We start from the raw sequence: 20,411 nt of genomic DNA on the forward strand, positions 1-20,411 counted from the left end.
TTGTCAGCGTCGTTTCATGGCGTCGATATCCTGCCCTCGACTGTCGACCAGCTCGCCGGTCGCGGCATCGAAGACGAACTCGACCAGCTGCCCATCGGGGCCGATCATCTCGATATCGTACCGGATGGCCTCGTCCTCGTGCTCGAGCTCGACCTCCAGAACCTGACCCGCGTAGCGCTGCTGCAGCCAGTCGAGCACGCCGGGCAGCGCCACCAGCCGCCCGGCGCGGACGGCGTCGTGCAGGCCGTGCCAGTCATCCTCGGCCGCGGCCGGGGGCAGGCTGACCAGCGCCGTGCCCAGCACGACGACGCCGGTCGCCAGGAGACGATTGCATGCGTTCATGGTCCCTATCCTGCCAGCGTCCGCCTGAATGCATCATGAATCGTCCCTGCCGCATGAACCCACCATGAACGCATTCTTCAGCTCACGGCAAGGTGACGCGGAGTACAACGGGGTCTGACGCCGACGGTCGACGGACCGACGCATCGGCATTCGTTGCACGACAAGGAGACTCGCCATGACACCATTGCGCCTGATGATGCTTCCCGTCGCCTTCACCGGCGGGCTTTCCGGTCTGGCCCTGGCCGAGGAGGGCGGCCTTTCTCCTGACAGGCTCGACGCCCTGCACGCCCGGGGCGAGCCGCAGAGTCGCCCGGCCTATCGGCAGCTCGAGGCCCGTCCCGGCCATCTGGCGCTGGAGGCACGCCACGACGACGCCTGGCAGGCCACGGCCGAGCGGCTGATGCGCGACGGCACGCTGACCGCCCGGGACGACGCCGCCGCCTGGCAGCTGTCCGGCACCGAACTCACCCGTACCCTCGACACCGCCCGCCATGCCCCCATGCAACGATTCGCGTCTCTCGCTGTCGACTCCACGGGGCATGTCGAGATCGGCGATCCGGCGACGTCCGTTCACACGGCCTGATCCGCACCGTCCCCTCTTCCCGGCCATCGGAGCGAACCATGACGGAACATCAAGAGACTCTCCATACCCGCAGCCGCCGCCACAATGCCGCCTGGCAGGCGGCACGCGACTGGCAGCAGCGCGCGCACCGCGCCCGCCCGTCGTCGGCCTCCGGTGGCCTCCGGCTGGTCGTCACCTGGCTGCTGTTCGGCGCCCTGATGGTGCTGGGCTCCCTGCTGGGGCTGTTTCTGCTGGTGGTGGGCTGGCTGATGATGCCACTGATCCGCCATCGCCTGAAAAAGCAGGCCGAGGCCTACCGGGCCGGCCACGCCCGCGACATAGGCGGCAATGGCGCGTCTTCCCGGGCGCCGGAAAGCGGCGGCCACCCTCGGGTTCTCGAGGGCGACTATCAGGTGCGAAAGCCCCGCGACTGAGCGCCGATCCCGCGCTCACCACCCTGCCTGCACGACAAGGATCGCCATCGCCCATCATGATCGGTGAGGAGTCTCCGGTGCCGCTATCGAGTCGTCGGGCACCTCCACGGGCGGCGGCTCGTCAGGCGCCATTTCCGGGTAGCGTCGTGCCAGCATTTCCCGCAGGGCGCGGACCTCCTCGTTGAGCATCGCCACCTGCTGATTGAGATGGCGCATCATCTCGCGGTCCGCGCGATGCTGACGCGATTCACGTTCGCCCTGGTCGGCGACGAACAGCGAGCCGATGTAGGCCGCGAAACTGCCGAACAGCCCCACCCCGCTGACCATCAGCAACACCGCTACTACTCGCCCCAGCGTCGTTACCGGGTAGTAGTCGCCGTAGCCCACGGTGGTCACCGTGACGATCGCCCACCACAGCGCCTCCTCGGCAGTATCGATCGGGCTGTCGGGATTGGGGCTCTCGACCAGCAGCATGGTCAGCGCGCCGAAGGCCACCAGCAGCACCGTCGCCGTGGCAGCCGACGCGAACAGCCCCTTGGCGCGATTGCGGAACAGGATGCGCCAGATCAGCTCCAGGGACTTGAGTGCCCGCAGCAGGCGAATCAACTGAACCACGCGGAACGCCTTGGCCCCCATCAGCCAGCCGGCGGGGATGCTCGCCAGCAGATCGATCCAGCCCCAGCGCATGTAGTGCCACTTGTTCTTCGCCGCGCGAAAGCGCAGACAGAAGTCGATGAAATAGAATACACAGACCAGCAGGTCGATGTACTGCAGTAGACGCGACACCTCCGGCGAAAGCGAGAAGAAAGTATCAGCGATCAACGCGCCGAGAACATAGAAGGACAGGGCGAGGATAAACAGCTTAAAGGGAGTGATGCGATCTTCCATGGCGCGGAACGCGTCTCCGGCTGGGGCAGGACGAACCGTGTCAGGATACTCGCGGGAAGCCAGGCTGGCGACCCCGAGGGTCAACGCGGCCGCGACGTATCGTGCCGCCCCATCCGGAAAAGGACCCGCCGTGGCGGGTCAATTAAGGACGCGAAAATGCCGGGTCACTCCAGGGCTTCGTAGGGCAGCCCCACGTAGTTCTCGGCGATGGTCGTCAGCCCGGCCCGGGAGCGGGTGTAGTAGTCGAGTTCGGCCTGCTGGATGCGCCGGTTGAAATCCTCCTCCGCGGAGAAGGTGTGCAGGTTGGAGGTCATCCACCAGGAGAAGCGTTCGGCCTTCCAGATGCGTCGCAGGCAGACCTCGGAGTAGCGGGCGACGAGATCGTCGCGCCCGTCGTGGTACACCTTGACCAGCAGCCGGTAGAGGGTGTTGACGTCGCTGGCCGCCAGGTTGAGCCCCTTGGCGCCGGTCGGCGGCACGATGTGCGCGGCGTCACCGACCAGGAACAGCCGGCCGTGCTGCATGGGCTCGGCGACAAAGCTGCGCAGCGGGGCGATGCTCTTCTCCAGCGAGGGGCCGGTGACCAGGTTCGCGGCGACGTCGTCGGGCAGACGCGATTTCAGCTCGTCCCAGAAACGCGTGTCGGACCAGTCCTCCACCTTCTCGTCGGCGCCGACCTGGACGTAGTAGCGGCTGCGGGTGGCCGAGCGCATGCTGCACAGCGCAAACCCCCGATCATGGGTGGCATAGATCAGCTCGTCCGAGACCGGCGGCGTGTCGGACAGCAGGCCCAGCCAGCCGAACGGGTAGACCCGCTCGAAGGTCTTGAGGCGATCGGCGGGGATCGAGCGCCGCGAGATCCCATGATAGCCGTCGCAGCCGGCCACGTAATCGCAGTCGAGGCGCAGCGTCTCGCCGTCCTTCTCGAAGGTCACGTAGGGATGGTCGGTCTCCAGATCGTGCGGTTGCACGTTCTCCGCCTCGTAGACAGTGGTGGCGCCGACGTCGCGGCGTGCCTCCATCAGGTCGCGGGTGACTTCCGTCTGGCCGTAGACCATCACCCGCTTGCCGCCGGTGAGCCCGGCCAGGTCGACGCGCACGCGGCGGTTGTCGAAGGTCAGCTCGAAGCCGTCGTGGGGCAACCCCTCGGCGTCCATGCGCTCATCGACCCCGGCCTCGCGCAGCAGGTCGACCATGCCCTGCTCCAGCACGCCGGCGCGAATGCGGCTGAGCACGTACTCGCCGCTGCGCCGCTCGAGAATCACGTTGTCGATCCCCCGGCGCTGCAGCAGTTGCCCGAGCAGCAAACCGGATGGGCCGGCCCCCGATGATGGCCACTTGTGTCTTCATGATTCTGCCTCCGTCAACTGCACTCGCCACGGCGAGCACGGCCGCGACATCGATGAATTGCATTTTTCATCGATTCTGCGCCGCGAGTAAGGCAAAATTCCTGCCCAGCCTTGGACTTTTACAAGAACCACCCCTGACTTTGGTCGGAGATCCCACGAACGGTGCGACATGCAGAACTGGCCGGATGACCGCGTCCCCGTCTTTCAACTCTACGGCGAAACCGGCCGCTGGCCGACGCCCGACCTGCTGCACTGCGAGTCGATCGCCGCGCGCAGTCGCCTGCACGACTGGCACATCAAGCCGCACCGCCATGCCGACCTGCTGCACCTGCTGCATATCCGCCACGGCGAGGTGCAGCTCACCCTCGAGGAGGACGAGCGCCGCCTCGACGGCCCCCAGGTGATCATCGTGCCGCCGGTGGTGATCCACGGCTTTCGCTTCTCGACGGACACCGACGGGCACATCATCAGCCTGGCACCGCCGCTGGCCGGCCACCTGCGCGAGCGCCTGGCAGCGCTCGGCGAGGTTTTCTCGCGGGCAGCCCACTACCCGCTGGCCGACCAGCCGGAGGCGCGCCCCATCGCCACGCTGATCGAGACCCTCGTCGGCGAATATCACCGCCCGGCCCCGGGACGCGAGCCGCTGCTGCACGCGCTGATGCAGGCACTGGCGGTACAGGTAGCCCGGCGCGCGTCACGCCGGCGCACGCGCCAGGCCACACTGCGCCAGGACCGGGGCCGGGTGCACCTCGAGCAGTTCCTGGCGCTGATCGACGACCACTATGCCGAGCAGCCCACCATCGACGATCTCGCCGCCCGAGTGGGCATCACCAGCGCGCACCTCAACACCCTGTGCCGCCGTCTGGCGGGGCGCAGCGCCCTGCAGCTGCTGCACGAACGCCTGCTGCTCGAGGCCAAGCGCCAGCTGACCTACACCAACATGACCATCGGCCAGATCGCCGACCAGCTGGGCTTTTCCGAGCCGGCCTACTTCACACGCTTCTTCAAGCGCCTGAGCGGGCAGTCGCCCAAGACCTTCCGGCAGTCGCGTTGAGTGGCAAATTTGCGGATCGCCGGGGAGTGCCGCCCTGTGGCCGGCCTCTTTGAGAAAGCAGGACGCGGCGATATCGTTGGCTCAACCCATCCCCGGCTTTCTCGACGCCTTTCCAGGAGTGACCGTTCATGATGTTGACACGCCGATCCTTCCTTGCTGCAACGTCTCTGGCAGGAGGTGCTGCGTTGGTAGGCCCATTCGCCTGGCGCCAGGCAATGGCCAACGAGCCCAGTGAGCTGAAAATTCCCGAGCTGATTGATGCTCGCGATCACGGCCAATCGATTTCACTGAAGGCGCAACCGGGGAAAACCTCGTTTTATCCTGGTCGAGAAAGCGAGACGCTTGGCTATAACGGAAGCTATCTTGGCCCGACGCTACGTGTCCATCGTGGCGATGACGTCGAGGTCGCGGTCAGCAATACTCTGGGCGAGGACACCACCGTTCATTGGCATGGCTTGCTGATTCCCGGCGAGCTGGATGGCGGCCCCCACCAGACCATCGCGAATGGGGCTACCTGGCGGCCGGTACTGCCTATCCGCCAGCCGGCCGCCACCCTGTGGTACCACTCGCATGCCCATGGCCGCACTGCGGAGCAGGTCTATGCCGGTCTGGCCGGTCTCATGATCGTCACCGATGACGAGGAAAAGGCCCTGGGGCTTCCCTCGGAATATGGCATCGATGATATCCCCCTGGTACTTCAGGACCGGCAGTTCGAGGAGGGCATCCTCGCGATTCCACAGGGCATGATGACGATGATGCATGGGCGTCAAGGCGACACCCTGGTGGTGAATGGAACGGTCAACCCATTCGCCCGTGTTCCTCGCCGACGGGTGCGACTGCGACTGCTGAACGGGGCCAATGCAAGGTTCTTCAACCTGTCCTTCTCGGACGGCCGAGCCTTTCACTGGGTGGCGTCCGAAGGTGGCCTGCTTGAGAGCCCCGTCGAGTTGCGCTCATTACACCTGGCACCGGGCGAACGGGCTGAAATCCTGGTCGACTTCTCCGATGGGCGCCCTGCCACTCTGGAAACCGGACAGAACGCCAGCACCGCCATGATGCGCATGATGTCCCGCACCGCCGGCGCTGAAAAAGAGGCCGTTGTCAGATTCGCCCCCCAGGGCGCTGAAGCCTCCCCCGTCCAGATTCCAGACCAGCTCTCGAGCCATGCACACCTCGAGGCCTCCCAGGCCATCCGGCGGCGCCATTTCGAAATGACCATGGACATGAGACAAATGATGAGCGGCAGATCGGGAAGTTTCGGCATCAATGGGCGCTCGTTCGACAGGGGGCGGATCGATCAGCGCATCGGCCTCGGCGATGTGGAAATCTGGGAAGTCTCGTCAGCGATGATGGTGCATCCGTTCCACATCCACGGCGTGCACTTTACCGTGCTGAGCCGAAACGGCTCGCTTCCGGATGTTCGAGACCGGGGCCTCAGGGACACCATCGTGGTCCAGGAACCCGTCGAACTGCTCGTGAAATTTACACAGCCGGCGGAAACCCTCCCCTTCATGTATCACTGCCATATCCTCGAGCATGAGGATAACGGGATGATGGGGCAGTTCTCCGTGAGTTGAAGCCGCTCGGGGCCGGCCGTTCAAGACTGGCTGGCCCATGGCTCACGGCAGATAAAGCACCACCGCCCCGCGTCATGGGCGGGGCGACGGCTCGACAAACACGCGACGGGCCATCAGTGGCGCTTGAGATGCTCGGCGTGATAGCGCAAGTGATCGTCGATGAAGGTGGCGATGAAGAAGTAGCTGTGGTCGTAACCGGGGTGACGGCGCAGGGTCAGCGGATGGTCGTGCGCCTCGCACACCGCCTCGAGCCGCTCGGGCCGCAGCTGCTCTTCGAGGAAGCCGTCGGCCTCGCCCTGGTCGATGAACAGCTTCTGGCGCGAGACGCCCTTGGCGACCAGCTCGCAGGCGTCATACTGGGTCCACAGGCCGTGATCGTCGCCCAGATAGTTGGCGAACGCCTTCTGTCCCCAGGGCACTACGCTGGGATTGACGATCGGCGCGAAGGCCGACACCGAGGCGAAGCGCCCCGGCTGACGCAGCGCCAGCACCAGCGCGCCGTGTCCGCCCATCGAATGGCCGCTGATCGCCTCCCGGCCGTTGACCGGGAAGTGCTGGCGCACCACCGACGGCAGCTCGTCGTTGACGTAGTCGTACATCCGGTAGTGACGCGACCACGGCTCGCTCTTGGCGTTGACGTAGAAGCCGGCCCCGGAACCGAAGTCATAGCTGTCGTGCTCGCCCGGCAGGTCGAGCCCGCGCGGGCTGGTGTCGGGGCAGACGATCGCCAGCCCCAGCTCGGCGGCGAGCCGCTGGGCACCGGCCTTCTGCATGAAGTTCTCGTCGGTGCAGGTCAGCCCCGACAGCCACCACAGCAGCGGCACCTTGCCCTCCTCCGCCTGGGGCGGCAGGTAGATGGCGAAGACCATCTCGCAGTCGAGCGAGCGGGCGTGGTGCTTGTAACGCTTGAGCCAGCCGCCGAAGGACTTGGTGGCGGAAACCAGCTCCAGCGATTCGGACATGGTCATGCGCTCTCCTCGTGTCGTGGGCGGCGGGCGCATCAGGCACCCGCCGCACGGGCTCAGTAATGCAGGACGGTACGGATGCTCTTGCCCGCGTGCAGCAGCTCGAAGGCCTCGTTGATCTGCTCGAACGGCATGTCATGGGTGACGAACTCGTCGATCTTGAGCTTGCCGTTCATGTAGTCCTCGACGTAGCCCGGCAGCTGCGAGCGGCCCTTGACGCCGCCGAAGGCGGAGCCCTTCCAGACGCGCCCGGTGACCAGCTGGAAGGGCCGCGTGGATATCTCCTCGCCGGCCCCGGCGACGCCGATGATGATCGACTCGCCCCAGCCCTTGTGGCAGCACTCCAGCGCCGAGCGCATGACATTGACGTTGCCGATGCATTCGAAGGAGTAGTCGACGCCGCCGTCGGTGAGCTCGACGATCACCTGCTGGATGGGATCCGCGTAGTCCTTCGGGTTGACGAAGTCGGTGGCGCCGAACTGGCGAGCCAGCTCGAACTTGTCCGGATTGACGTCGATGGCGATGATCCGCGAGGCCTTGGCCATCACCGCGCCCTGGATCACCGCCAGGCCGATGGCACCCAGGCCGAACACCGCGACGGTGGATCCCGGTTCGACCCTGGCGGTATTGAGCACCGCGCCGATGCCGGTGGTCACCCCGCAGCCCAGCAGGCAGATCTTGTCGAGCGGCGCCTCACGGGACACCTTGGCCAGCGACACCTCGGGCAGCACGGTGTACTCGGAGAACGTCGAGCAGCCCATGTAGTGATGGATCGGCTTGCCGTCCAGCGAGAAGCGGGTGGTACCGTCGGGCATCAGCCCCTGGCCCTGGGTGGCCCGCACCGCGCTGCACAGGTTGGTCTTGCCGGACAGGCAGAACTTGCACTTGCCGCACTCGGCGGTATACAGCGGAATCACGTGATCGCCCGGCTGCAGGCTGGTCACGCCCTCGCCGACCTCCTGCACGATGCCGGCGCCCTCGTGGCCGAGAATCGAGGGAAACAGGCCTTCCGGATCCTTCCCGGACAGGGTGTAGGCATCGGTGTGGCAGACGCTGGTCGCGGCGATCTTCACCAGCACCTCACCGGCCTTCGGGCCCTCGACGTCGATCTCGGCGAGCTCCAGCGGCTTGCCCGCCTCCCAGGCGATCGCGGCGCGTGTTTTCATCGAACCCTCTCCTTCTCGAGTGGTGAACGTCCGGGCACGGGCCCGAACGTGGCATCATGGACCTTGGGACTCCCAGTCTAGGTACTGCCGGACGCCCGATAAACGTCGCAACCGTCACAAGATTATTGCCAGGGAGCAACAATGCAGCGCTGGGATCGCATCGAAGCCTTCGTCGAGGTGGTTCGCCAGGGCAGCTTCTCCGCGGCCGCCCGTCATCTCAAGGTCTCCGGCTCCCACGTCAGCCGCCTGGTGGCGCAGCTGGAAGGCAGCCTGGAGACCCAGCTGCTCTACCGCACCACGCGGCGACTCAGCCTCACCGACGCCGGCACCCTCTACTACGATCGCTGCCGCCACCTGCTCGACGGCTTCCGCGAGGCGGAAACCGCGCTCAACGACTTCCAGGCCCGGCCGCGCGGCACCCTGCGACTGACCAGCGCCACCACCTTCGGCGAGCGCTACATCGCGCCGCTGGTCAACGACTTCCAGCGCCTGCACCCGCAGCTCGAGGTGCAAATGCACTTCACCAACCGCCAGGTGGACCTGATCGACGAGGGCTACGACGTGGCGGTCCGGCTGGGCATCCTCAAGGACTCGAGCCTGATCGCCCGGCGGCTCGGCGAGCGCCGCGAATATGTGGTCGGCTCCCGCGACTACTTCGAGCGCATGCCGCGACCGCACAGCCTGGCCGAGCTGGCCAGCCACAACTGCCTGCTCGGCTCCCGCGACAGCTGGCTGTTCAGCGTCGACGGGGCGCGCCGCGAGGTGCGGGTCAGCGGCCGCTGGCAGGCCAACTCCGGCCCGGCGCTGCTGGATGCCGCTCTCAAGGGGCTGGGGCTGGCGCAACTGCCGGAGTATTACGTCGCCCCTCACCTGCGCAGCGGCGAGCTGATCTCGGTGCTCGACCGCCACCAGTTCACCGACACGGCGGTGTGGGCGGTCTACCCGCGCCACCGGCACCTGTCCGCCAAGGTGCGCCAGTTCGTCGACTTCCTGGTGGAGCGGCTGGCCGCCGACTGACCCACCGGGCCGGTCATTGTCAGGTCTTGAGCGCCGCCGCGCCGTTGGACGGACGCATGGCGGCGGCATCCTCCTCGAGGAAGATCGGTCGCACGCTGTCGTTGAGATAGCAGGCATCGAATTCGGCGACATTCGCCAGTGCCTCGGGGTCGGGCAACGTCACCTTGTGGCGCTCGCGCAGCACCAGCTCTTCCTCGCGGAAGGCCGAGAAGGTACGACTGACATGCACGGCGCTCAGGCCCAGGGTGTCGGCCAGCTGCTCCTGGGACAGCGGCAGACGGAAGCGGCCATCGATGGCGGCGCCGGTCTGGTCGAGACGCACGTACATCTCGTAGAGGAAATGCGCCAGCTTCTGGTGGGCGGTGCGACGCGCCAGGTTCACCAACCGTTCGGTGAGCAGCGCCTGCTGGCGGCTCGAGATCGAGAACAGCACGGCGGTCAGGGTGGTCGACTGGCGAAAAATGTCGAGCAACCGGCGGTGCGGGAAGTGGCAGACGACCCCGTCGTCGATCATCGCGACCCCGGCCAGGCGCTGGGAAAAGGCGAATTCGCGCAGGCCGATGATGTCGCCGGGCAAAAAGACCTCGAGGATCTGGCGGCTACCGTCCCCGAGGTTGCGAAAGGAATACGCCCAGCCGCGACTGACGGTGCAGAACTCGGTGGCCTGTTCGTTCTCCTGCCACAGCACCTCGCCCGCCCGGACGTCCCGCGGGCTTTCCTCGAGTTCATGAAGCAGCGCCTTGTCCTGCTCCGAGAGCCGGCAGTAGTGGCTGAAATGGCGAATGATACAACTGTCGTGATTAGTCACGGTGTTACGCTCTCCCGTTATCCAGCGTATCGCGGCATGTTCTTCTTGGCGGGCCGGTGCGAGTCGCCCGGCCCGTGCCGTCAGACAGCGCGCCACATGGTGGCCCGTCACACCCCGGATCGCCGATAACTCAGGTTATCGTCACCCGAGCGCGATCACGGCAGGGAGAGAGGGCCCGGCAGCCAGTCATTTCTTACTAGCAGCCGAAGCCCGGGATACGCAAGCGTCGACCAATGGCGACGCTTGCGGCCATTCAGCACTCGATGGCATTGACGGCAAGGCCGCCGCGGGAGGTTTCCTTGTACTTGTCCTGCATGTCGGCGCCGGTATCGCGCATGGTGCGAATCGCCTTGTCGAGCGAGATGAAGTGCTCGCCGTCACCGCGCAGCGCCATCTGGGCGGCGTTGATCGCCTTCACCGAGGCGATGGCGTTGCGCTCGATGCAGGGCACCTGCACCAGGCCACCGACGGGATCGCAGGTCAGCCCCAGGTTATGCTCGAGGCCGATCTCGGCGGCGTTCTCGACCTGGGCGGGCGTGGCCCCCATCACCTCGGCAAGCCCCGCGGCGGCCATGGCGCAGGCCGAGCCGACCTCGCCCTGACAGCCCACCTCGGCGCCGGAGATCGAGGCGTTCTTCTTGCACAGGATGCCCACCGCGCCGGCGGCAAGCAGGAAGTCCACCACGTCGCGCTCGCTGGCCCCGCGCTGGAACTTCATGTAGTAGTGCAGCACGGCCGGAATGATGCCCGCCGCCCCGTTGGTGGGCGCGGTGACCATGCGCCCGCCGGCGGCGTTTTCCTCGTTGACCGCCAGGGCGAAGACATTGACCCAGTCCATCGCCGAGAAGGTCGAGGCGATCAGGCACGGGTCGTCCTCGGCGGCCAGCAGCCGCTCGTGCAGGCGCTTGGCGCGACGCTTGACGTTGAGCCCGCCGGGCAGCACGCCCTCGTGGCTCAGGCCGTTGTCGACGCACTCCTGCATCGCTTCCCAGATCGCCCACAGCCCGCCGCGGATCTCGGCCTCATCGCGCCAGGCGGTCTCGTTGGCCAGCATCAGCTCGCTGATGCGCAGGCCGTGCAGCCGGCACAGCGCCAGCAGCTCGCCGGCGCTGTTGAAGTCGTAGGGCAGCGGCGTGGTGTCGACATCCAGCTGGCCGTCGCGGGCCTGCTGCTCGTCGATGACGAAGCCACCGCCCACCGAATAGTAGGTGTTCTGGTACAGCTCGTCGCTGTGGCCGTGAGCGATCAGCCGCATGGCGTTGGGGTGGTGCGGCAGGCTCTCGTCGTGCAGCTGCATGTCGCGCGCCCAGAGGAAGGCGATGGCCAGCCGACCGTCGAGCATCAGGGTCTGCGCCTCGAGCAGTTCCTCGATGCACGGCGTGATGATCGCCGGATCGATACGGTCGGGACGCTCGCCCATCAACCCCATGATCACGGCGCGGTCGGTGCCGTGGCCGATGCCGGTCGCCGACAGCGACCCGAACAGCTGCACCTCGACACGCGCGACGCGCTCGAGCAGATCCCGGGACCGCAGCGACTCGACGAAGTCATGGGCAGCCTGCATCGGCCCCACGGTGTGCGAACTCGACGGCCCGACGCCGATCTTGAACAGGTCGAATACACTGATGGCCACGTTGCCTCCCTTGTCGTCGCGACAGTCGGATGAATCAGATTGGCTAAACCCGGTGCCGAAGCACCGCCATTGACTCTACGTTGCGCGGCGTTTATACGGAGAGCAACGGAGAATTACTGGCCACCCCTTTAGAATTGCTAAATCATGAGCCGTACCCTCAACGCCCAGACCCATGCCTGGCTGAAGGTCTTCGCGGTCAGCGCCCGCCATCTGTCCTTCACCCGCGCCGCCGAGGAGCTGCACGTCACCACCGGCGCGGTCAGCCAGCAGATCAAGCAGCTCGAGGAACGCCTGGGCTTCAAGCTGTTTCGCCGCCTGCCGCGGCGCCTCGAACTCACCGATGAAGGCCGGCGCCTGGCCGGCGTGGTCGACGACGCCTACCAGGCGGTGGGCCAGGAGGTACGCCGCCTGCGCTCGGGGCTGATGAGCGGCGTGCTGCGCCTGCGCTGCGTGCCCTCCTTCCTGACCAAGTGGCTGATGCCGCGCCTGCCACGACTGCAGGCCCGCTTTCCCGACATCGAGATGCACGTCAGCGCCGAGGACAGCAACCTGTCGCTGCGCGACGGCGACTTCGACCTGGCCATCGACCTCAACGACGGCCACTACCCGGGGCTTTCCATCACCCCGCTGATGGACGAGGTGATCTTCCCGGTCTGCGCACCGGGGCTGATGCGCGGCCGCCCGCCGCTGCGCCGCGCCGAGGACCTCGCCTGGTACCCGCTGCTGCACGACGTGACCGCCTGGCGGGGCAGCCACGACTACGCCGAGTGGGAGCACTACCTCACCGCGATCGCCGCCCCGCACATCAACGTGCGACGCGGCTATACCTTCAACCGCAACCAGCTGACCATGGAGGCCGCCATCAGCGGCATGGGCGTGGCCATCGCCCGGCGCACCCTGATCACCACCGAGCTCAAGACCGGCGCCCTGATCGCGCCCTTCCCGGAGCAGGTGGCCACCGACAAGCGCTACGGCATCGTGCATGCTCCCGGGGCGCTGGACGACCGCCGCCTGCGCGCCGTGCACGACTGGCTGGTCGAGGAGGCCCGGCGCCACCAGGACGCCGTCGGACGCCCATGAAAAACGCCCGCGAGACAGGCTCGCGGGCGTCGGGAGAGGCAGCAGCGGCGTTCGCCGCGTGACTCACTCGTCCAGGAAGGAGCGCAGCGGCTCCGAGCGGGACGGGTGGCGCAGCTTGCGCAGCGCCTTGGCCTCGATCTGGCGGATGCGCTCGCGGGTGACGTCGAACTGCTTGCCGACCTCCTCGAGGGTGTGGTCGGTGTTCATGTCGATGCCGAAGCGCATGCGCAGCACCTTGGCCTCGCGCGCGGTGAGCCCGCCCAGCACGTTGCGGGTCGCCTCGATCAACCCCTCGCCGGTGGCCGAATCGATCGGCAGCAGCATGGTGCCGTCCTCGATGAAGTCGCCGAGGTGCGAGTCGTCGTCGTCGCCGATCGGGGTCTCCATGGAGATCGGCTCCTTGGCGATCTTGAGCACCTTGCGGACCTTGTCTTCCGGCATCTCGAGGCGTTCGCCGAGCTCTTCCGGGGTCGGCTCGCGGCCCATCTCCTGAAGCATCTGCCGGGAGACGCGGTTGAGCTTGTTGATGGTCTCGATCATGTGCACCGGGATGCGGATGGTGCGGGCCTGGTCGGCGATCGAGCGGGTGATCGCCTGACGGATCCACCAGGTGGCGTAGGTCGAGAACTTGTAGCCGCGGCGGTACTCGAACTTGTCCACCGCCTTCATCAGGCCGATGTTGCCCTCCTGGATCAGGTCCAGGAACTGCAGGCCGCGGTTGGTGTACTTCTTGGCGATCGAGATCACCAGGCGCAGGTTGGCCTCGACCATCTCCTTCTTGGCGCGGCGCGCCTTGGCCTCGCCGATGGAGAGCCGACGGTTGACCTCCTTGATCTCGCTGACCGGCAGCTGGATCAGCTCCTCCTCGAAGGCGATCTTGCGCTGGGCACGCTGGACGTCGCCGCGGAACGGCCCCAGCCTGTCGGCGTAGCGCGGGTTGTCCGCCAGGAAGGCGTCGAACCATTCGAGTCGCGACTCGTTGCCCGGGAAGGACTTGATGAAGGTCTTGCGCGGCACCTTGCCCTTCTTGACGAAAAGCTGCAGGACCGACTTCTCCTGCTCGCGGACCTGCTCGACGCTGATGCGCACCTGGCCGACCAGGCGCTCGAAGTGCTTGGGCACCAGCTTGATCGGCGAGAACAGCTCGGCCAGGCGCGCCTGTTCGGCATTCGCCTCGGCCGACCCCAGGCCGTGCTTGGCGACGGCCGCCTTGGCCCGCTCGTTCTGGTCGCGGATCTGCTCGAAGCGCGCCCGCGCCTCCTCCGGATCCGGGCCGCCCTCGTTACTGCTGGAATCGTCCTCGTCGTCCGCCTCGTCGGCGTCGCCGTCATCGTCGCTCTCGCCGTCGTCGAGGTCGGCCACCGGCTCCTCCTCGGGGACTTCCGCCTCGGCGACTCCCGGGATGCCCTCGTCGGGGTCGATGAAGCCGGAGAACAGGTCGGACAGACGGCCCGGCGCCTCCTCGTCCTGGGTCGCGTCGTAGGCCTCGAGGATCGAGTCGACGGCACCCGGCAGATAGGCGAGCGAGGACATCACCTCGCGGGTGCCCTCCTCGATGCGCTTGGCGATCTCGATCTCGCCCTCACGGGTCAGCAGCTCGACGGTGCCCATCTCGCGCATGTACATGCGCACCGGGTCGGTGGTGCGACCGACATCGCTCTCCACCGCCGCCAGCGCGGCCACCGCCTCCTCGGCGGCGGACTCGTCGGTGGAGTGGTCCGCCATCATCAAGGTGTCTTCATCAGGGGCTTCCTCAACGACATTGATACCCATGTCGTTGATCATGCCGATGATGTCTTCCACTTGGTCCGGGTCGGCGATATCCTCGGGGAGGTGGTCGTTGACCTCGGCATAGGTCAGGAAGCCCTGCTCCTTGCCGCGCGCGATCAACTCCTTCAGACGTGACTGCTGTGTATTTCCAGCCATAGAAACCCTATATCGACGAAGAAGAATGGAGCACCTGAACGAAAAGGCGGTGAAAATCGAGTAAGCCCGCTAGTATAGCGGATTAGCGCCCTGCCCTGCCACTTTTTCTATTTGCGCCGCATTTCAGGTGTGTTAGTTTGTCCGGTTACGTTGCCGTTCGCTTTTCCCTTAGATGGGGGAAGCGGGCAATAATTCAACCCCCGCCCGCTCGACCGTCGCGCCCGCGACCGGCTCACCGGTTGAGCGACATCAGCAGCTCCATGAGCCGCTGCTTCTCTTCCCGGGACAATCGCTCGCCGCCACGCTCCTTGGCCAGCAACGCCGCGTACTCGCTTTCCGGCGTCTGCCGCGAGCGTCGCCGCCGAAAGTGGGCGACCAGCCCGTCGATCTCGGTGGCGCGCGCGCTGCGCGGGATCAGCAGCTCGCGACGCGCCAGCGCCTCCAGCCGCTGGCCCTCCCGCGTGCCGTGGAAGTGCGCCAGCAGCACCTGAGGGCTGCGATAACGCCCGGCGCGGAGCAGCTCGATCACCTCGCGGCACAGGGCGCCGTCGCCGTCGCCCTCGGTGCACCAGTCGAGCTCGTCCGGCAGGCGCTCGACCAGCGTCGGCTCGTGCACCAGCAACTGCAGTACCCGGTCGAGCATCGACAGCGCCCCGGCCAGCCGCGGCCCGGGCTGCGACACCGGCGCCATCGGCCCCGTCGCCGGCTCGGCGGGCTCGCCCGCCGCCTCGGCAGCGCCCGCCGGCGCGTCCGCCATCAGCGCCGTGAAGCGCGCCTGCTCGATGCCGGTACGCTTCGACAGCTCGCCGAGCAGCAGCGACTTCAGCACGCCCTCCGGAAGCCGCTTCAGCGCCGCCAGCACCGTACTGGCGAAACGCTCGCGTTCCTCGATGCGCTGCAGGTCGCGTCCCTCGGCCGCCTGCTCGAACAGGAACTCCGACAGCGGCATGGCACAGGTGATGCGATCGCGGAACGCCTGCGTCCCCTCGCGTCGCACCAGGCTGTCGGGGTCCTCGCCGTCGGGCAGGAACAAAAAGCGCACCTGGCGACCGTCGATCATCTGCGGCAGCACCGCCTCCAGCGCGCGGCGCGCGGCCTGGCGCCCGGCGGCATCGCCGTCGAAGCAGAACACCACCTCGCCGACCAGCCGGAACAGCCGCTGCACATGCTCCTCGGTGACCGAGGTGCCGAGCGTGGCGCAGGCGTTGCGAATGTCGAACTGCGCCAGCGCCACCACGTCCATGTAGCCTTCCACCACCAGCAGTCGCTCGAGCCGGCGATTGGCCTGACGCGCCTCGTGAAGGCCGTAGAGCTCGCGCCCCTTGTGGAAGACCGGGGTCTCCGGCGAGTTGAGGTACTTGGGCTTGGCGTCGCCCAGCACGCGCCCGCCGAACCCCAGGGTGCGCCCCTTCCAGTCACGGATCGGGAACATCACCCGGTCGCGGAAGCGATCATAGACGCGCCCGCTGTCCTCGCGCTGCACCAGCAGACCGTACTCGACCTGCACGGCGTCATTGATGCCCTGGTCGTGAAGGTGACGCCGCAGCGCCTCCCAGCCGTCGGGCGCGTAGCCGATGGCGAAGTCGCGCAGCACGTCGGGCGACAGCCCGCGTCGCTCGAGATACTCGCGCCCGGCTCGCCCCTCGCTCATGGTCAACCGCTCGCGAAAGAAGCGCGTCGCCAGTTCCAGCAGATTGACCCCTTCTCGGCGCTGGCGTTCCCGCGCCTGGGCGCGCGGATCATCCTGCCCCTCGCGCGGCACCTCCAGCCCCAGGCGCGAGGCCAGCTGCTCGACCGCCTCGGGAAAGCGCAGGTTGTCGTATTCCATCAGAAAGCGTAGCGCATTGCCGTGCGCGCCACAGCCGAAGCAATGGTAGAACTGCTTGTCCTGACTGACGGTGAACGAGGGCGACTTTTCCTGATGGAAGGGGCAGAGCCCGGCGTGGTTGCGGCCCGCCTTCTTCAGCTGGACGCGTTCGCCCACCACGTCGACGATATCGACGCGTGCCAGCAGGTCATCGAGAAAGCGCTGCGGAATGGGTCCGGCCATGCTCGAACTCTGTGTGGAGACGATGCCGTCACGGTTCCTGGCCGTCCGGGACGCATGCCGCCCCGGGGCGGACACAAAAAACAAACGGCCGCCGAGGCGGCGGCCGCTTGGAGTCCCTCTGAGGCAGCAACTGCCTCAAGTACGATCAGTACAGCCGTTCGAAACGCTTGCGCTCACGCTGCAGCTTCTTGGCGTGACGCTTCACGGCCGCTGCCGCCTTGCGCTTGCGAACCGCAGTCGGCTTCTCGTAGCTCTCGCGACGACGCACTTCGGACAGAACGCCGGCTTTCTCGCAGGAACGCTTGAAGCGACGCAGAGCGACGTCGAACGGCTCGTTATCACGTACTTTGACAGAAGGCATTAAGCACTCACCTACCTTGGAATCATGAGTTCGGTTTGAACGCACGCCCCATGTCTGACGCATTCCGTGGCGATGCGTGCCAGGCATGAAAGCTGGCACGACCGGCGATCGTCGGGAATCGGGCGCACGACCCAGTCTTGCAGAGTCGGGTATTTTAGTGACGAACCGCCAGCTTTGCAAACCTCGCCGCTCGCGCCCCAGAGCAATCGCAGTTGGCTTCGACGAGGGCGCCGGAGGCAGGCTGGAGAGGAGGTCCGATGCCAGGGACGGCATCGGTAGCGCCCAGGTAAGGGTTTACAGCGCCTCCTCGCAGGCCTGCCGTAGGCTCAGCCCAAGCCATGTTTCAGTTATCTGCAATAGCCCTGGCTCGCGCCCTGCCGAGGGATCGCCGAAAAGGTTAGAATGCCCCTTTCACCGATCGACGAGCCGAACCATGCGCGTACTGGGGATCGAAACCTCCTGCGACGAAACCGGTGTCGCCCTCTACGACACCGAGCACGGCCTGCTGGCCGACGCCCTCTACAGCCAGATCGCGATGCACGCCGACTTCGGCGGCGTCGTGCCGGAACTCGCCTCCCGCGACCACACCCGCAAGCTGCTGCCGCTGATCCAGCAAGTGCTCGACGATGCCCGCCTGTCCCGCGGCGATCTCGACGGCATCGCCTACACCGCCGGGCCCGGCCTGGTCGGCGCGCTGATGGTCGGCGCCACCACCGCCCACGGCCTGGCTCGTGCCCTGGACCTGCCGGTGCTCGGCGTGCATCACATGGAAGGTCACCTGCTGGCGCCGATGCTCGAGGCCGACCCGCCCGCCTTTCCCTTCGTCGCCCTGCTGGTCTCCGGCGGCCATACCCAGCTGGTGGCAGTGAAGGGGCTCGGCGACTATCGCCTGCTCGGCGAGTCGGTCGACGATGCCGCCGGCGAGGCCTTCGACAAGGCTGCCAAGATGCTCGAGCTGCCCTACCCCGGCGGCCCGCAGGTGGCGAAGCTGGCCGAATCCGGCGACCCGGGGCGCTTTCGCTTCCCGCGACCGATGACCGATCGCCCCGGGCTCGACTTCAGCTTCTCGGGGCTCAAGACCCACACCCTGACCACCGCCCGCGCCCTGCGCGAGGCCGGCGAGCTCGACGACCAGGGGCGCGCCGACATCGCCCGGGCCTTCGAGGACGCGGTGGTCGACACCCTGGTGATCAAGTGCCGCCGCGCGCTGGACGAGACCGGCCTCAAGCGGCTGGTGGTGGCCGGCGGGGTGAGCGCCAACCGGCGCCTGCGCGAGCGGCTCGACGCCGAGCTGACCAAGCGCCGCGCCCGCGCCTACTACCCCCGGGGCCGCTTCTGCACCGACAACGGCGCGATGATCGCCTACGTGGGCGCCCAGCGCCTGCTGGCCGGGGAGCGTGACGCCGACGCCATGCGCGCCGTGCCGCGCTGGCCGCTGGCCGAGCTGACCGCCCCGACCATTGCGTCCTGAAACGACAGGCGATGATCGCGCTCTCCATAACTCCAGCGCCCAGCGCCTGCTGGCCGGCGAGCGCGACGCCGACGCCATGCGCGCCGTGCCGCGCTGGCCGCTGGCCGAGCTGACGCCGCCGCGCGGCGAGCGCTGAGCGCGTTCAGTGCTCGCCAAGGTCGGGACCGCTACGCCCCAGCCGGCGAATGTTCCAGGCATGGCGCAGCAGCACCAGCGCCGCCAGCACGCCGATCACGCCGACGTACTCGGGGGCCAGCCACAGGCCGAGCAGCGGCGCGGCCAGGGCGCTGACCAGCGACGCCACGGCCGCCGTGCGCACCCGCCAGGCCAGCAGTGCCCAGAGCGTCGCGCAGCTCAGCGCCACCCAGGGGGCCAGCACCAGCAACACGCCGAAGGCGCTGGCCACCGCCTTGCCGCCGCGAAAGCCGTACCACAGCGGGTAGCTGTGCCCCAGCAGCACCCCGAAGCCGACCACGCCCTGCGCCCAGGGCGGCAGCTCGGCGGCCCGGGCCAGCCACAGCACCGGCATGCCCTTGGCGGCGTCGACGGCCAGCGTCGCCAGCGCGAGCCGCGCGCCGTGCAGGCGCAGCACGTTGGAGAAGCCGGGATTGCCCGAACCCGAGACACGCGGGTCCGCGACGCCGGCCAGCCGACAGACCCACACGGCGCCCAGCAGGGTGCCGCAGGCATAGCCCAGCCCGGCGAGAACGACGAGGGCGAGAACGAGAGCATCAGGCATGGCGGCAATCCGGAACGCGGCGGCACCCGAGATTCTGCCATGGCGATTCGGTACAATCGACGCTTTACCCATCAGCGGGAGAACGACGTGGACCGCGTGCTGATCGAAGGGCTGACGGTGGAGACGGTGATCGGCGTCTACGACTGGGAGCGCACCATCCGCCAGCGTCTCGAGCTCGACCTGGAGCTGGCCACCGACATCCGCCCCGCCGCGGCGGACGACGACCTGACCCACACCCTCGACTATGCCGCCATCTGCGAAGCCATCGCCGGCTTCGCCGCGGCGAGCCGCTTCGGCCTGGTCGAGACCTTCGCCGAGCGTCTCGCCGCGCACCTGCGCGAGGCCTTCGGCATCAGCGGGCTGCGCCTCACCGTGCGCAAGCCCGGCGCCGTCGCCGCCGCCCGCGCGGTGGGCGTGAGCATCGAGCGGGGGACCCTCTGATGGCGCGCGTGGTGGTCAGCATCGGCAGCAACATCGAGCGCGAGCACCATGTGTGCCGCTGCCTGGATGCGCTGGATGCCGCCTTCGCGAACCTGCGCCTGTCCCGGGTCTTCGAGAGCGTGCCGGTCGGGTTCGAGGATGGGCGCAACTTCTACAACCTGGTCGCGGCCGTCGACAGCGAGGCCACGGTGGGCGAACTGCGGGCCTGGTGCAAGCGCCTGGAGTTCGTCCACGGCCGCCGCCCGGACAGCCCCAAGTACAGCCCCCGGCGCCTCGATGTCGATCTGCTCACGGTGGGCGAGCTGACCGGGCACATCGACGGCGTCGACCTGCCCCGCGACGAGATCCTCACCAGCGCCTTCGTCCTGCAGCCGCTCGCCGAACTGCTGCCGGAGGCCCGCCACCCAGGCCGCGGCGAGCGCTACGCCGACCTGTGGTCGCGCTTCGACGCCGGCGACCAGCCGTTGTGGCCGGTCGCCTTCACCTGGCGCGGCCGGCGCATCTCGAGCCCCGACCCGGCGCCCGCCTCCGGCCGATGATGTCGCGGG

The 20,411-nt window shown here is 67.4% G+C and carries 20 protein-coding genes and 1 pseudogene; 10 read left to right on the forward strand and 11 right to left on the reverse strand.

Annotated features, from left to right (window positions below; all coding sequences use genetic code 11):
- Positions 1-3: 3 nt before the first annotated feature.
- Positions 4-342: a PepSY domain-containing protein gene (locus KGQ91_RS02010; protein ID WP_224420150.1), complete on the reverse strand. Its 339-nt coding sequence runs from the start codon at positions 340-342 to the stop codon at positions 4-6.
- A gap of 175 nt (positions 343-517) precedes the next feature.
- On the opposite strand from KGQ91_RS02010, the gene KGQ91_RS02015 reads away from it, so the two are divergent.
- On the forward strand, positions 518-925 hold the full coding sequence (locus tag KGQ91_RS02015; protein WP_224416477.1) for a hypothetical protein: 408 nt from the start codon (positions 518-520) through the stop codon (positions 923-925).
- Between the two features lie 38 nt (positions 926-963).
- Positions 964-1,338, forward strand: a complete 375-nt coding sequence (locus tag KGQ91_RS02020; protein ID WP_224416476.1) for a hypothetical protein — start codon at positions 964-966, stop codon at positions 1,336-1,338.
- Between the two features lie 54 nt (positions 1,339-1,392).
- Here the strand turns inward: KGQ91_RS02020 and KGQ91_RS02025 are convergent, their stop codons facing one another.
- A complete protein-coding gene (locus KGQ91_RS02025) occupies positions 1,393-2,226 on the reverse strand; it encodes an ion transporter (protein ID WP_263478931.1) in 834 nt (277 codons plus the stop codon).
- Positions 2,227-2,390: 164 nt separating this feature from the next.
- A pseudogene (pobA, locus tag KGQ91_RS02030) lies at positions 2,391-3,576 on the reverse strand (4-hydroxybenzoate 3-monooxygenase).
- A 168-nt stretch (positions 3,577-3,744) separates the two neighbouring features.
- On the opposite strand from pobA, the gene KGQ91_RS02035 reads away from it, so the two are divergent.
- Together KGQ91_RS02035 and KGQ91_RS02040 are read left to right on the forward strand one after the other, a co-directional pair.
- Positions 3,745-4,629, forward strand: a complete 885-nt coding sequence (locus KGQ91_RS02035; RefSeq protein WP_224416475.1) for a helix-turn-helix domain-containing protein — start codon at positions 3,745-3,747, stop codon at positions 4,627-4,629.
- A 128-nt stretch (positions 4,630-4,757) separates the two neighbouring features.
- A complete protein-coding gene (locus KGQ91_RS02040; RefSeq protein WP_224420151.1) occupies positions 4,758-6,206 on the forward strand; it encodes a multicopper oxidase domain-containing protein in 1,449 nt (482 codons plus the stop codon).
- A 113-nt stretch (positions 6,207-6,319) separates the two neighbouring features.
- On the opposite strand, the gene fghA is transcribed toward KGQ91_RS02040, so the two are convergent.
- Both fghA and KGQ91_RS02050 read right to left on the reverse strand, forming a co-directional pair.
- Positions 6,320-7,174, reverse strand: a complete 855-nt coding sequence (fghA, locus tag KGQ91_RS02045; RefSeq protein WP_224416473.1) for an S-formylglutathione hydrolase — start codon at positions 7,172-7,174, stop codon at positions 6,320-6,322.
- Between the two features lie 53 nt (positions 7,175-7,227).
- A complete protein-coding gene (locus tag KGQ91_RS02050) occupies positions 7,228-8,337 on the reverse strand; it encodes an S-(hydroxymethyl)glutathione dehydrogenase/class III alcohol dehydrogenase (protein WP_224416472.1) in 1,110 nt (369 codons plus the stop codon).
- Between the two features lie 141 nt (positions 8,338-8,478).
- Between KGQ91_RS02050 and KGQ91_RS02055 the strand changes: the two genes are divergently transcribed.
- The gene (locus KGQ91_RS02055; protein WP_224420152.1) at positions 8,479-9,354 is read left to right on the forward strand and encodes a LysR substrate-binding domain-containing protein; all 876 of its coding nucleotides are present in this window, start codon (positions 8,479-8,481) and stop codon (positions 9,352-9,354) included.
- A 19-nt stretch (positions 9,355-9,373) separates the two neighbouring features.
- Here the strand turns inward: KGQ91_RS02055 and KGQ91_RS02060 are convergent, their stop codons facing one another.
- Positions 9,374-10,162, reverse strand: a complete 789-nt coding sequence (locus tag KGQ91_RS02060; RefSeq protein WP_224420153.1) for a Crp/Fnr family transcriptional regulator — start codon at positions 10,160-10,162, stop codon at positions 9,374-9,376.
- 253 nt (positions 10,163-10,415) lie between these two features.
- A complete protein-coding gene (locus tag KGQ91_RS02065) occupies positions 10,416-11,795 on the reverse strand; it encodes an L-serine ammonia-lyase (RefSeq protein ID WP_224420154.1) in 1,380 nt (459 codons plus the stop codon).
- Positions 11,796-11,939: 144 nt separating this feature from the next.
- On the opposite strand from KGQ91_RS02065, the gene KGQ91_RS02070 reads away from it, so the two are divergent.
- Positions 11,940-12,875, forward strand: coding sequence for a LysR substrate-binding domain-containing protein (locus KGQ91_RS02070; RefSeq protein WP_224416468.1), 936 nt, complete (start codon positions 11,940-11,942; stop codon positions 12,873-12,875).
- 63 nt (positions 12,876-12,938) lie between these two features.
- Here KGQ91_RS02070 and rpoD read toward each other — a convergent pair whose 3' ends face one another.
- The 3 genes from rpoD to rpsU all read right to left on the reverse strand — a co-directional run bounded on the left by rpoD (position 12,939) and on the right by rpsU (position 17,212).
- Positions 12,939-14,801 (reverse strand): RNA polymerase sigma factor RpoD, encoded by a 1,863-nt coding sequence (gene rpoD / locus KGQ91_RS02075; protein ID WP_224416467.1) that lies wholly within the window; start codon positions 14,799-14,801, stop codon positions 12,939-12,941.
- A 232-nt stretch (positions 14,802-15,033) separates the two neighbouring features.
- The gene (gene dnaG / locus KGQ91_RS02080; protein WP_224420155.1) at positions 15,034-16,851 is read right to left on the reverse strand and encodes a DNA primase; all 1,818 of its coding nucleotides are present in this window, start codon (positions 16,849-16,851) and stop codon (positions 15,034-15,036) included.
- Positions 16,852-16,996: 145 nt separating this feature from the next.
- Positions 16,997-17,212, reverse strand: a complete 216-nt coding sequence (rpsU, locus tag KGQ91_RS02085; RefSeq protein WP_031382407.1) for a 30S ribosomal protein S21 — start codon at positions 17,210-17,212, stop codon at positions 16,997-16,999.
- A gap of 433 nt (positions 17,213-17,645) precedes the next feature.
- Between rpsU and tsaD the strand changes: the two genes are divergently transcribed.
- On the forward strand, positions 17,646-18,683 hold the full coding sequence (gene tsaD, locus KGQ91_RS02090; RefSeq protein WP_163650386.1) for a tRNA (adenosine(37)-N6)-threonylcarbamoyltransferase complex transferase subunit TsaD: 1,038 nt from the start codon (positions 17,646-17,648) through the stop codon (positions 18,681-18,683).
- On the forward strand, positions 18,673-18,819 hold the full coding sequence (locus KGQ91_RS02095; protein WP_163650385.1) for a hypothetical protein: 147 nt from the start codon (positions 18,673-18,675) through the stop codon (positions 18,817-18,819). Before tsaD ends, KGQ91_RS02095 begins: the two co-directional genes overlap by 11 nt.
- 6 nt (positions 18,820-18,825) lie before the next feature.
- Here KGQ91_RS02095 and plsY read toward each other — a convergent pair whose 3' ends face one another.
- Complete coding sequence (gene plsY / locus KGQ91_RS02100; RefSeq protein ID WP_163650384.1) at positions 18,826-19,422, reverse strand: glycerol-3-phosphate 1-O-acyltransferase PlsY; 597 nt, start codon at positions 19,420-19,422, stop codon at positions 18,826-18,828.
- An 87-nt stretch (positions 19,423-19,509) separates the two neighbouring features.
- Here plsY and folB point away from each other — a divergent pair, with 87 nt between their 5' ends.
- Positions 19,510-19,863 (forward strand): dihydroneopterin aldolase, encoded by a 354-nt coding sequence (gene folB / locus KGQ91_RS02105; protein WP_163650426.1) that lies wholly within the window; start codon positions 19,510-19,512, stop codon positions 19,861-19,863.
- Complete coding sequence (gene folK, locus KGQ91_RS02110) at positions 19,863-20,402, forward strand: 2-amino-4-hydroxy-6-hydroxymethyldihydropteridine diphosphokinase (RefSeq protein ID WP_163650383.1); 540 nt, start codon at positions 19,863-19,865, stop codon at positions 20,400-20,402. The genes folB and folK overlap by 1 nt, the downstream gene beginning before the upstream one ends.
- The last annotated feature ends 9 nt before the right edge of the window (positions 20,403-20,411 follow it).

The sequence above is a fragment of the Modicisalibacter tunisiensis genome (assembly GCF_020148005.1).
GTDB classification, from domain to species: domain Bacteria; phylum Pseudomonadota; class Gammaproteobacteria; order Pseudomonadales; family Halomonadaceae; genus Modicisalibacter; species Modicisalibacter tunisiensis.

Bases quoted from the DNA above. Each gene is read 5' to 3' on its own strand.
- KGQ91_RS02010 (WP_224420150.1), bottom strand. From the start codon at position 342: ATGAACGCATGCAATCGTCTCCTGGCGACCGGCGTCGTCGTGCTGGGC.
- KGQ91_RS02015 (WP_224416477.1), top strand. From the start codon at position 518: ATGACACCATTGCGCCTGATGATGCTTCCCGTCGCCTTCACCGGCGGG.
- KGQ91_RS02020 (WP_224416476.1), top strand. From the start codon at position 964: ATGACGGAACATCAAGAGACTCTCCATACCCGCAGCCGCCGCCACAAT.
- KGQ91_RS02025 (WP_263478931.1), bottom strand. From the start codon at position 2,226: ATGGAAGATCGCATCACTCCCTTTAAGCTGTTTATCCTCGCCCTGTCC.
- KGQ91_RS02035 (WP_224416475.1), top strand. From the start codon at position 3,745: ATGCAGAACTGGCCGGATGACCGCGTCCCCGTCTTTCAACTCTACGGC.
- KGQ91_RS02040 (WP_224420151.1), top strand. From the start codon at position 4,758: ATGATGTTGACACGCCGATCCTTCCTTGCTGCAACGTCTCTGGCAGGA.
- fghA (WP_224416473.1), bottom strand. From the start codon at position 7,174: ATGACCATGTCCGAATCGCTGGAGCTGGTTTCCGCCACCAAGTCCTTC.
- KGQ91_RS02050 (WP_224416472.1), bottom strand. From the start codon at position 8,337: ATGAAAACACGCGCCGCGATCGCCTGGGAGGCGGGCAAGCCGCTGGAG.
- KGQ91_RS02055 (WP_224420152.1), top strand. From the start codon at position 8,479: ATGCAGCGCTGGGATCGCATCGAAGCCTTCGTCGAGGTGGTTCGCCAG.
- KGQ91_RS02070 (WP_224416468.1), top strand. From the start codon at position 11,940: ATGAGCCGTACCCTCAACGCCCAGACCCATGCCTGGCTGAAGGTCTTC.
- rpoD (WP_224416467.1), bottom strand. From the start codon at position 14,801: ATGGCTGGAAATACACAGCAGTCACGTCTGAAGGAGTTGATCGCGCGC.
- dnaG (WP_224420155.1), bottom strand. From the start codon at position 16,851: ATGGCCGGACCCATTCCGCAGCGCTTTCTCGATGACCTGCTGGCACGC.
- rpsU (WP_031382407.1), bottom strand. From the start codon at position 17,212: ATGCCTTCTGTCAAAGTACGTGATAACGAGCCGTTCGACGTCGCTCTG.
- tsaD (WP_163650386.1), top strand. From the start codon at position 17,646: ATGCGCGTACTGGGGATCGAAACCTCCTGCGACGAAACCGGTGTCGCC.
- plsY (WP_163650384.1), bottom strand. From the start codon at position 19,422: ATGCCTGATGCTCTCGTTCTCGCCCTCGTCGTTCTCGCCGGGCTGGGC.
- folK (WP_163650383.1), top strand. From the start codon at position 19,863: ATGGCGCGCGTGGTGGTCAGCATCGGCAGCAACATCGAGCGCGAGCAC.